This window comes from Dietzia sp. B44 (assembly GCF_014145245.1).
Lineage (GTDB): Bacteria > Actinomycetota > Actinomycetes > Mycobacteriales > Mycobacteriaceae > Dietzia > Dietzia natronolimnaea.
This window is the reverse complement of the sequence record NZ_JAALEF010000050.1, coordinates 1-9,898: the sequence shown is the minus strand read 5'-3', so window position 1 is coordinate 9,898 and position 9,898 is coordinate 1. Positions and strand designations below refer to the sequence as shown.

Here is a 9,898-nt window from a genome sequence, read left to right as displayed (position 1 = left end):
GCGACGAGGCGGCGCTGCGGCACCGGGTCGCCGAGCTCGCCGCACGGTCCGACGGCCGGATCTCCGGGCTCGCCGGGTCGGCACACGAGCCCACGGTGGCGGAGTCGCTGCTCGAGGAGGCGATCCGCGGGGGGTCGACGGTCTCCGGCCTGATCACGTGCGCAGGGGTTCCCGAGCCCGCGGGGTCCTCGATCCTCACCGTGAGTCACGCAGAGTTCGGTGCGCTCATGGACGCCCACCTCGGGACGACCTTCGCGGCGTGTCGCGTGTTCGCACCGCACTTCGTCTCCACCGGCTCGGGCGCGATCGTCACCACGTCGTCGTTCGCCTGGAAAGGCGACTACGGAGGTACGGGCTACCCGGCCGGCAAGGGCGCGGTCACCTCGCTGACCATGGCGATCGCGGCCGAGCTCGCCGAGCACGGGGTGCGGGCGAACGTGGTGTGCCCGGGCGCCCGGACCAGGCTGTCGAGCGGGGAGGACTACGAGGACCAGATCCGCGAGCTGGGCCGCAGGGGGATGCTCGACGAGCTCAGTGTGGCCGGTGCACTGGACCCGGCCGGGCCGGAGTACGTCGCGCCGCTCTACACCTATCTCGTCTCCGATCTGGCTGCCGGGATCACCGGCGGGGTGTTCGCCGGGTCGGGCGGGTTCATCGGGAGATTCCCCGCCCCGGAGGCGCAGATCCTGGCCTACCGAGATTTCCACGACAGTCCGCCGTGGGCCCCTGAGGAGATAGACGGACTGGTCCGGGCCTGAGCGTCACCGGGAGTCGCTCGAGACGCGCCGGGGTCGTCCCACCGCGCCGAGAGGTCACACCCGCTCACGTTTTCCCAGGTCAGGTAGCGGGTTCTCCTGCAGTCGCGACCACTCGTCGAGGTGCCAGCACGGGCCACGGCCCGGCCTGCGCCGACACGGCCCGGCCTGCGCGGACCGCAACCGGGCCTGCACGGGCCGCAGCCGCGCCCCCGCGGGCCGGGAACCCGCCGTCAGCGCAGCGACTCCTCCCGGAACTCGCCGGGGAAGTCCACCGACGGGCCGTTCTCGCTCTCGCCGTTGCGCAGCTCGACGCGGCGGATCTTGCCGGAGATGGTCTTGGGCAGGTCGGTGAACTGGAGACGGCGCACCCGCTTGTAGCCGGCCAGGTGGGTGCGGGAGTAGTCGAAGATCTGGCGGGCGGTCTCCTCGGTCGGCTCCCAGCCGCCGGCCAGGACGACGAACGCCTTGGGGACGCTCAGTCGCACGGGATCCGGGGACGGGACGACCGCCGCCTCGGCCACCGCCGGGTGCTCCAACAGGACGGACTCCAGCTCGAACGGCGAGATCCGGTAATCCGAGGACTTGAACACGTCGTCCGTCCGGCCCACGTAGGTGATGTAGCCCTCGGAGTCCCGCGAGCCGACGTCACCGGTGTGGTAGAAACCGTCCGCGTACGCGGCGTCGGTCCGGTGCTTGTCTCCGTGATATCCGACCATCAGGCCGAGCGGGCGGGGGTCCAGGCGCAGGCAGATCTCGCCCTCGGCGCCCTCTCCCGGGACCTCCTGTCCGGTGGCGGGGTCGACCAGGACGACGTCGAATCCGGGGCACGGGCGGCCCATGGACCCGTCCTTGATGGGCTGGCCCGGGGTGTTGGCGATCTGCACGGTGGTCTCGGTCTGGCCGAAGCCGTCGCGGATGGTCACCCCCCACGCGTCGCGGACGCGCCCGATCACCTCCGGGTTCAAGGGCTCGCCGGCACCCACCGCCAGCCGGGGCGGCACCTGCAGCTGCGTCAGGTCGGCCTGGATGAGCATCCGCCACACGGTGGGCGGGCAGCACAGGCTGGACACCCCGCAGCGGTCCATCTCGCGCATCATCGCCGTGGCGTCGAAGCGGGAGTAGTTGTAGATGAACACGCATGACCCGGCGATCCACGGCGTGAACACGTTGGACCACGCGTGCTTGGCCCATCCGGGCGAGGACACGTTGAGGTGGACGTCGCCCGGCTGGAGACCGATCCAGTACATGGTCGATAGGTGGCCCGCCGGGTACGAGGCGTGGGTGTGCTCGACGAGCTTGGGCTTGCTGGTGGTCCCGGAGGTGAAGTAGAGCAGCAGCGTGTCGTCGGCGTGGGTGGTGTGGCTGGGCTCGAAGTCGGGGGAGGCGTCCATCGCGCCGGCGAGGTCGGTCCAGCCGTCGGGGGCGCCGCCCACCGAGAACCGCTGATAGTCGCCGGAGATGGCGGCGAAGCGCTCGGCCAGCTCGGAGCGGGCGATCACGTGCTTGATGCCGCCGCGGGCGATGCGGTCGCGCAGGTCGCCCTCGGCGAGCAGGGTGGTGGCGGGGATGACCACGGCGCCGAGCTTGATCACCGCGAGCATGACGTCCCACAGCTCCACCTGGTTGGCCAGCATGAGCAGGATCCGGTCGCCGGGCCCGACCCCGGCCTCGCGCAGCCAGTTGGCGGTGCGGTCCGAGCGGATCCGCATCTCGTCGAAGGAGTACTTCGCCTCGGTCGGTGCGCCTCCGCCGTCGTGCTCCTCGACGATCCACAACGCGGGATCGGTGTTCCCCTCGGCCTCGACGTCGAACCAGTTGAGTGCCCAGTTCCACTCGTCGAGCTCCGGCCACGCGAAGCCGGCCCGGGCGGCCTCGTAGTCCTCCGCGTTGGCCTGCAGGAAGTCGCGGGCGGCGCGGAATCGGGTGGTGGCGTCGGTGGCGAGCGGGGCCATGAAGTCTCCTGACAGCGGGCACGGGTGAGAACGGGCACGGGAAGTGAGTCAGTTCACAGTATGGGCGGCCGGGCGGCTGGCGGTACACCCGAAAGGGGAGGGTCGGGGGCGGCCGCGGGGCCGGGTCCTGGATTACTAGGAGATGCAAGTATAGAGTGATGGTCATCACGGGAGCAGTGGCGCGCGGACATCTCCGGACCGCGGCCTCACGACGAAGGGATGTCCATGTCGGATCTCAGGCAGATCGAGCACTACATCAACGGCACCAGGGTCGCCGCCACGGGCGGCCGAACCCACGAGGTGTTGAACCCCAGCACGGGCAAGGCGCAGGCCGTGGTCCCGCTGGCGTCGACGGCGGAGGTCGACGACGTGATCGCCAAGGCCGCCGAGGCGCAGAAGGCGTGGGCGGCCCAGAACCCGCAGAAGCGCGCCCGCGTGCTCATGCGGTTCGTCGACCTGATCAACCAGAACATGGACGAGCTCGCGGAGCTGCTGGCGATCGAGCACGGCAAGACCACCCCGGACGCGAAGGGCGACATCCAGCGCGGCCTCGAGGTGATCGAGTTCGCGATCGGCATCCCGCACCTGCTCAAGGGCGAGTTCACCGAGAACGCCGGCACGGGCGTCGACGTCTACTCCATGCGCCAGCCGCTCGGCGTGGTCGCGGGGATCACCCCATTCAACTTCCCGGCCATGATCCCCCTGTGGAAGGCGGGCCCGGCCATCGCGTGCGGCAACGCCTTCGTGCTCAAGCCCTCCGAGCGCGACCCCTCCGTCCCGGTGCGCCTGGCCGAGCTGTTCACCGAGGCCGGTCTGCCCGACGGCATCTTCCAGGTCGTCCACGGTGACAAGGAGGCGGTCGACGCGATCCTCAACAGCGAGACCATCCAGGCCGTGGGCTTCGTCGGCTCCACGCCCATCGCGCAGTACATCTACGAGAACGCGGCCCGCACCGGCAAGCGCGCGCAGTGCTTCGGCGGCGCCAAGAACCACATGATCATCATGCCGGACGCGGATCTCGAGCAGGCCGCCGATGCCCTGGTCGGCGCCGGTTTCGGCTCCGCCGGTGAGCGCTGCATGGCCATCTCGGTGGCCGTCCCCGTGGGCGAGGGCACCGCCGAGGCCCTGCTCGAGAAGTTGGTGCCCAAGGTCAAGGAACTGCGGGTGGGCCACAGCCACGACCCGAAGTCCGACTACGGCCCGCTGGTCACCCCCGAGTCCAAGGCCCGCGTGCTGGACTACATCGACCAGGGCGAGAAGGCCGGTGCGGAGATCCTCATCGACGGCCGCAGCGTGGGTGCCTACACGGACGAGTTCAACGGCGAGGACATCTCCGGGGGCTACTACGTCGGGCCCACGCTCATGGACAAGGTCACCCCGGACATGAGCGTCTACACCGACGAGATCTTCGGCCCCGTCCTCGTGGTGGTCCACGCCAAGGACTACGAGGAGGCCCTGCGCCTGCCCAACGAGCACGAGTACGGCAACGGCGTGGCCATCTTCACCCGCGACGGCGACGCCGCCCGCGAGTTCGTGTCCAACGTCCAGGTGGGCATGGTCGGCGTCAACGTGCCGATCCCCGTGCCGATCGCGTACCACACCTTCGGAGGCTGGAAGAAGTCCGGATTCGGCGACCTCAACCAGCACGGCCCGGAGTCGATCAAGTTCTACTCCAAGGTCAAGACGGTCACCCAGCGCTGGCCCTCCGGCATCAAGGACGGTGCCGAGTTCGTCATCCCCACGATGGACTGACCGCGAACCGGATCCGCCGCGCAGCTCACCCGCCGCGCAGTTCACCTGCCGCACACCGTACGAACCGGGCACCGTATGAGAGGAACACCCATGTTCACCCTTGATGACGACGACAAGGTCATCGTCGACACCGCCCGCGACTTCTCGGTCAAGCGGATCGCGCCCAAAGCGCAGGAGTGGGACGCGACGCACCACTTCCCCAAGGACGTCCTCCGCGAGGCCGCCGAGATGGGGATGGGCGCCATCTACGTCTCGGAGGACGTCGGGGGCAGCGGGATGCGGCGGCTGGACGGTGTCCGCATCTTCGAGCAGCTCGCCCGGGGATGCCCGTCGGTGGCCGCGTACCTGTCCATCCACAACATGTGCGTGTGGATGGTCGACGAGTTCGGCACCGAGGAGCAGCGCCACGAGTGGATCCCGCGGCTGGCGTCGCTGGAGCTGTTCGCGAGCTACTGCCTGACGGAGCCGGGCGCCGGGTCGGACGCGGCGGCGCTGCGGACGAAGGCGGTGAAGGAGGGCGAGGGCGAGACCGCGGAGTACGTCCTCACCGGCACCAAGCAGTTCATCTCCGGTGGCGGGCAGTCGGACGTCTACGTGGTGATGGCCCGCACCGGGGAGGCCGGCCCCAAGGGGATCTCGGCCTTCCTGGTCCCGGCGGACTCCGAGGGCCTGAGCTTCGGTCCGGACGAGCAGAAGATGGGCTGGAACGCCCAGCCCACCGCGCAGGTGATCATGGAGGGCGTGCGGGTCCCGGCGGCGAACCTCATCGGTGGCGCGGACACCGGCGGCGAGGGCCTCGGGTTCACCATCGCGATGCGGGGGCTCAACGGCGGGCGCATCAACATCGCCGCCTGCTCCCTGGGCGGCGCCCAGGACGCGTACACGCGGGCCGTCGCCCACGTGCGGGACCGTGAGGCGTTCGGCGGCGCGTTGATCGACGAGCCGACGATCCGCTTCACCCTCGCGGAGATGGCGACCGAGTTGGAGGCGAGCCGGCTCATGCTGTGGCGCGCCGCCGCGGCCCTGGACGCCAAGGAGCCGGATCACGTGGAGCAGTGCGCCATGGCGAAGCTCTTCGTCACCGACCGCTGCTTCGACATCGCGGACCGGGCGTTGCAGCTCTTCGGCGGGTACGGGTACCTGGCCGAGTACGGAATAGAGAAGATCGTGCGAGATCTCCGGGTGCACCGCATCCTGGAGGGGACGAACGAGATCATGCGCGTCGTCGTCGGCCGGGCCGTCGCCGCGCGCGGACTGGGAGCGTAGGACATGGACAACCGATCGCAGACTGTGGCGTTTCTCGGGCTGGGCAACATGGGTGGACCCATGGCCGCCAACCTGGTCGGCGCCGGACTCGACGTCAGAGGATTCGACCCGGTCGCCGCGGCGCAGGACGCGGCCCGTACCGCCGGGATCACCGTGTGCGACTCGCCCGCCGAGGCGGTCCGGGGAGCCGGCGTCGTGATCACGATGCTGCCCAACGGTGCGCTGGTGACCTCGACCTACGACGACGTCCTGGGCGAGGCGGGGGAGGGGACCCTGTTCATCGACTCCTCCACCATCTCGGTCGACGACGCCCGTGCGGTCCACGCCAAGGCCGTGGACGCCGGGATGCTCCAGGTCGACGCGCCCGTCTCCGGCGGCGTCAAGGGCGCGACCGCCGGCACCCTGGCGTTCATGGTCGGCGGGGAGGACGAGGCCTTCGCGGCCGCGCAGCCCGTGCTCGAGCCGATGGCGGGCAAGGTCATCCACTGCGGCGGAGCCGGGGCCGGACAGGCCGCCAAGGTCTGCAACAACATGGTGCTGGCCGTGCACCAGATCGCGATCGCCGAGGCGTTCGTGCTCGCCGAGGGGCTGGGTCTCGATCACCAGGCCCTGTTCGACGTGGTCACCGGTGCCACCGGCAACAGCTGGGCGCTGCACACCAACTGCCCGGTCCCCGGTCCGGTCCCCACCTCTCCCGCCAACAACGACTTCACGCCCGGCTTCGCCACCGCTCTCATGAACAAGGATCTCGGGCTGGCGCTCGCGGCCCTGGAGAGCACTGGTACGGTCGCTCCGCTCGGCGCGGCAGCGGCTGCCCTGTACGACGAGTTCGCGCAGGACAACGGTGGCAAGGACTTCAGCGCCATCATCACCAGCATCCGCGATTCCTCGCGGAGCTGAACCCCTCCACTCTCGGGAGAACACCATGTCCACCCTCCGACCCAAGGATTCAGACGCTGTACTAGGGGCCCTGCGCCGGGCCCGCCGTGATTCCGGTGTGCCCGTCGTCTTCGCCGGCGACGTCACCGGTGAGACCGCCAGACTGAACCGCTTCATCGGGGTCCGCACCGACTCCATGCAGGGGCTGGCCGTGGCCAGGGGCCGTGGGCTCGGTGGTCACGTGATGGCCTCCGGACGACCGGCGACGGTGCGCGACTACGAGGAGTGCTCGAGGATCACCCGCGACTACGCCGACGCGGTGGACCGCGAGGGCTTGCGGGCGATCATCTCCGTCCCCGTGATCGTCTCGGGCGTGGCGCGGACGATCCTCTACGGATCGGCCCGCGTCGCCACCCAGCTCGGCGACCAGGTCACCCGGACGTTCACCACCGTCGCCGCGGACCTGGCCTCGGAGTTCAAGGTCCACGACGAGGTCGATCGACGACTGCGGATGGCCGACCACGCCGCGGCCGAGCAGAACTTCGGGCTGGAATCCTCCGACAGGGAACGTCTTCGTGTCCTCCACGGCGAGTTGCGGGCCATCGCCGCCGAGCTCGGCGATCCGGATCTCCGCGAGAGGCTCCTGGCCGCGGGTTCCGCGCTGGCGGGGGTGGGCCGGACTCCGGACGTGGGCCGGGACCCGGGCCCGGCGCCGACGGTCCTGTCCCCCCGGGAGATCGATGTCCTCGCACAGGTCGCTCTCGGATGCTCCAACGCCGAGGTCGGCGCCCGACTGTCCCTGTCACCGGAGACGATCAAGGCGTACCTGCGCAACATCGGTACCAAGCTGGGCACACGGTCACGGATGGAGTCCGTGGCCCGCGCCCGGCTCCTCGGCGTCCTGCCCTGATCAGTCCTGCCCTGATCGGTCCGGCCCTGATCGCTCCTGCCCTGATCAGTCCTGCCGACCCGTCATGCTCGGATCCGTCCCGGCCGACCCTCAGAGCCCTGAGGGTCGGCCACAGCGGACTTTGACCCCGGTCGCCGGGCGAGTGAGCATCGTGGTCCACGGCAACGTCAGGTCGTCGGGATCGTCGCTGATCCGTACCTCCGGCCTGCACAACGCCGCGACGGCCGCGGACAAGGCGGTCACCGCGATCCTCTCTCCGGGGCACCGGTGGCCGGTGCGAACCCCGGCGCCGCCGTCCGGGATGAACGCCTCGCGATGGCGTGTCGGAGATCCGTCCGACCGTGTCGAGGAGTCTGCTCGTCCGATCGGCGCGCCTGATCGCCTCCCCCGGACAGACCGGGAGCCCGGCCCCTCGGAACGGCTGTGGTCGTGCAGTCGGTGTGAGCGCGGGAATTCGGCTCGCCGACGCCTGTGGTCCGCCGACGCATGAGGCCAGGCCTTACCGGCGTCCGACGCCCGGTGGTCGGGATCGGTGCCTTCCTGTGGCTCGGGCGCGCTGTTCGCCCGGCACCGTAGGGGTGCTCGACGGGCAGGGAATCCGGTCGAATCGGTCCGGGGCGCTGTGGGCCGGATCACGTCCACATACTTTCGGGTGTATCGGGTGTGGTGGTCATCACATACTGTTCGGCTCAATCGACGCCTATGCGTCGGCGATCACCCGCCTCGCCGGAGGTCAGATACCCGGCGAACCTGACACGACTGGAGTTGTCTTGACGCAGTCCGGAAACACCCCGCCGGGGGACGCGGCACCGCTGTCCCCGAATCTTCCGCCGGTCAAGCAGAAGACCTCGCTGAAGAAGGTCGCCGCCGCGTCCTCGATCGGTACCACGATCGAGTGGTACGACTTCTTCATCTACGGCACCGCCGCCGCGCTGGTCTTCCCGGCCCTGTTCTTCCCCGACCAGAACCCCGCGACGGCGACGCTGTCCTCGTTCGCGACCTTCGCCGTGGCGTTCTTCGCCCGGCCCGTCGGTGCGGCGATCTTCGGCCACTTCGGTGACCGGATCGGTCGCAAGAACACGCTCGTCTGGACCCTCATCATCATGGGCGTGGCGACCGTTTTCATCGGTCTGCTGCCCGGGTACAACACGGGGGCGTTCGGCGTCTTCGAGGGCGGCATCGGCATCTGGGCACCGACCCTGCTGGTGGTGTGCCGCTTCTTCCAGGGCTTCGCGGTCGGCGGCGAATGGGCCGGAGCCACGCTGCTCACGGCCGAGTACGCCCCCGAGGGCAAGCGCGGCATGATGGCCATGTGGCCGCAGCTGGGCGTGGCCTTCGCGTTCTTCCTCTCCTCGGGGACGTTCCTCGTCTTCTCGCTCGTCGCCGGTGGCGGTGCAGACCTCGACAGCCCCTTCATGCAGTACGGCTGGCGTATCCCGTTCCTGCTCTCCGCCGTCCTCGTGCTGGTCGGCCTGTGGATCCGTCTCACGGTCGAGGAGACCCCGGTCTTCCGCCAGACCCAGGCGAGGGAGGCCAAGGAAGCCGCCGAGACCGCGGCTGCGGACAAGGCCGCGAACAGGGTCACGGCCCCCAGGACGCTGCCGTTCGCCGATGCGCTGCGGTACCAGTGGAAAGAGATCCTCATCGCGGGTGGTGCGCTCACCTCGCTGTTCTCGCTCTTCTACATGGGCACCTCGTTCCTCACGAACTACGCCACCGCCACCCTCGGGCACTCCCGCCCGTTCGTCCTGGGCATGGGCATGATCGCCGCGCTGATCTTCGGTGCCGCCATCGCGCTGTCGGCGATGTACTCGGACAAGATCGGCCGGAGGAAGGTCATCGGCACCTCGGTCGGACTGGCCATCCCGTGGACGCTGTTCGTCTTCCCGATCCTCGACACCGGGTCGACCTTCGCCTTCGGTCTGGTGCTGTTCGTCACGCTGATCATCTTCGGTATCGCCTACGGACCGGCCGGTGCACTGCTGCCCGAGCTGTTCCAGGCCCGCTACCGCTACACCGGCGCCGGGCTCGGCTACAACCTCGCCGGCATCCTCGGTGGTGCGCTGCCGCCGCTGGCAGCGGCCGCGATGATCGGGGCCGGCAACACCTTCGGTGTCGGTCTGATGCTCTCGGCGCTGTCCGTCATGTCGATGGTCTGCATCTTCCTCATGACCGAGTCGAGCAAGAACGTCATCCACGCCGATGCCGAGCCGGACGACTCCCGCCTCATCGCCACCGAGATGCCGTGACCCTGGTCTGACGACCCCCATCGAGGACCCACGACACGGATCCTCCCAAGAACAGCCGCGCCCGGCCCCACCCGAGAGGGGGCCGGGCGCGGTGCTGTCCGCGGCCGGGCGTGGTGCAGGTCGCGGGGCGGG

At 69.7% G+C, this 9,898-nt stretch carries 7 protein-coding genes; 6 read left to right on the top strand and 1 reads right to left on the bottom strand.

The window, feature by feature from the left end; all coding sequences use genetic code 11:
• Nucleotides 1-14: 14 nt before the first annotated feature.
• Nucleotides 15-758: an SDR family NAD(P)-dependent oxidoreductase gene (locus G6017_RS02165; RefSeq protein ID WP_182615686.1), complete on the top strand. Its 744-nt coding sequence runs from the start codon at nt 15-17 to the stop codon at nt 756-758.
• Between the two features lie 230 nt (nt 759-988).
• Here G6017_RS02165 and G6017_RS02160 read toward each other — a convergent pair whose 3' ends face one another.
• Complete coding sequence (locus G6017_RS02160; RefSeq protein WP_182615684.1) at nt 989-2,710, bottom strand: AMP-binding protein; 1,722 nt, start codon at nt 2,708-2,710, stop codon at nt 989-991.
• A 225-nt stretch (nt 2,711-2,935) separates the two neighbouring features.
• Between G6017_RS02160 and G6017_RS02155 the strand changes: the two genes are divergently transcribed.
• The 5 genes from G6017_RS02155 to G6017_RS02135 all read left to right on the top strand — a co-directional run bounded on the left by G6017_RS02155 (nt 2,936) and on the right by G6017_RS02135 (nt 9,766).
• Nucleotides 2,936-4,462, top strand: coding sequence for a CoA-acylating methylmalonate-semialdehyde dehydrogenase (locus G6017_RS02155; protein ID WP_182610134.1), 1,527 nt, complete (start codon nt 2,936-2,938; stop codon nt 4,460-4,462).
• Nucleotides 4,463-4,552: 90 nt separating this feature from the next.
• Nucleotides 4,553-5,728, top strand: a complete 1,176-nt coding sequence (locus G6017_RS02150; protein ID WP_182610133.1) for an acyl-CoA dehydrogenase family protein — start codon at nt 4,553-4,555, stop codon at nt 5,726-5,728.
• A 3-nt stretch (nt 5,729-5,731) separates the two neighbouring features.
• The gene (mmsB, locus tag G6017_RS02145) at nt 5,732-6,628 is read left to right on the top strand and encodes a 3-hydroxyisobutyrate dehydrogenase (RefSeq protein ID WP_182615682.1); all 897 of its coding nucleotides are present in this window, start codon (nt 5,732-5,734) and stop codon (nt 6,626-6,628) included.
• Nucleotides 6,629-6,653: 25 nt separating this feature from the next.
• On the top strand, nt 6,654-7,517 hold the full coding sequence (locus tag G6017_RS02140; RefSeq protein WP_179525942.1) for a LuxR C-terminal-related transcriptional regulator: 864 nt from the start codon (nt 6,654-6,656) through the stop codon (nt 7,515-7,517).
• Between the two features lie 770 nt (nt 7,518-8,287).
• Complete coding sequence (locus tag G6017_RS02135) at nt 8,288-9,766, top strand: MFS transporter (RefSeq protein WP_182615680.1); 1,479 nt, start codon at nt 8,288-8,290, stop codon at nt 9,764-9,766.
• The last annotated feature ends 132 nt before the right edge of the window (nt 9,767-9,898 follow it).

What these genes read in the sequence shown, in the direction of transcription:
- mmsB (WP_182615682.1), top strand. Translation starts at nt 5,732, where the DNA reads ATGGACAACCGATCGCAGACTGTGGCGTTTCTCGGGCTGGGCAACATG.
- G6017_RS02155 (WP_182610134.1), top strand. Translation starts at nt 2,936, where the DNA reads ATGTCGGATCTCAGGCAGATCGAGCACTACATCAACGGCACCAGGGTC.
- G6017_RS02160 (WP_182615684.1), bottom strand. Translation starts at nt 2,710, where the DNA reads ATGGCCCCGCTCGCCACCGACGCCACCACCCGATTCCGCGCCGCCCGC.
- G6017_RS02140 (WP_179525942.1), top strand. Translation starts at nt 6,654, where the DNA reads ATGTCCACCCTCCGACCCAAGGATTCAGACGCTGTACTAGGGGCCCTG.
- G6017_RS02150 (WP_182610133.1), top strand. Translation starts at nt 4,553, where the DNA reads ATGTTCACCCTTGATGACGACGACAAGGTCATCGTCGACACCGCCCGC.